2 protein-coding genes are annotated in these 781 nt (G+C 76.6%); both read right to left on the minus strand.

The window, feature by feature from the left end; all coding sequences use genetic code 11:
* A partial coding sequence (locus tag NWP09_RS13090; protein WP_258275920.1) for a hypothetical protein occupies positions 1 to 486 on the minus strand: 486 nt, incomplete at its 3' end.
* A gap of 21 nt (positions 487 to 507) precedes the next feature.
* The coding region (locus NWP09_RS13095; protein WP_258275921.1) for a sterol carrier family protein at positions 508 to 781 on the minus strand (274 nt) is incomplete at its 5' end.

Genomic DNA, 781 nt, shown 5'->3' on the forward strand with positions numbered 1-781 from the left:
CTGCGGGGCCTGCCACTCGGAGCGGGCGCGCACTCCGGGCTGCTGCCCGGAGCGACGCGCGCGCTCCGCCTCGGCCTCGCGCGCGGCCGCGTCGATGCGGTCGCGCCACGCCTGCGGCACGCGGTCCTCGAGCTGCTGTGCTCGCGCCGTCAGCTCCCCGCGCCGCTGGTCGACCTCGCGCCGCACCTGCTGCGCGCCCGTCCGCACCTGCTCCTGCGCCCGCTTCGTCGCACCGCGGGCGAGCGCCATGAGCGAGGCCCATCCGCCGCGCAGCATGAGGAACCCGATGAACGTGCTGCCGCCCGCGAGCAGCAGCGGCACAGCTGCCGTCTCGAGCGCGGCCTCGACGCCGAGGACGAGAGCCGACTGCGCCGCCCAGCTCAGCCACTGGAACAGCGCGGGCACCCCGTTGAACAGCAGCACGGCGCCGATGATCAGCACCACGAGCGGCCCGATGAACCCCTGCGGACGGACGACCTGAGCCATGGGCCAAGTATGGCCCTCGCGCTACCGTCCCGGCAGGCGCACGACGGGCAGCCACGGCGAGACGTCCGCGCGCACGCCCGACGCGTGCACGGCTCCGCGACCCACCGCATCCGCCCACGCCTCGGCGCCCGTCGCGAGCGCGAGCCACGTCGCCGGGTCGGTCTCGATCACGTTCGGGGGCGTGCCGCGCGTGTGCCCCGGGCCCTCGACGGCCTGCACCGCGCCGAACGGCGGCACCCGCACCTCGACGCTCCTGCCGGGCGCGCGCTCGGCGAGGCACTGCAGCGTGTAGCGC

Source organism: Agrococcus sp. HG114, assembly GCF_024723325.1.
Taxonomy (GTDB): Bacteria; Actinomycetota; Actinomycetes; order Actinomycetales; family Microbacteriaceae; genus Agrococcus.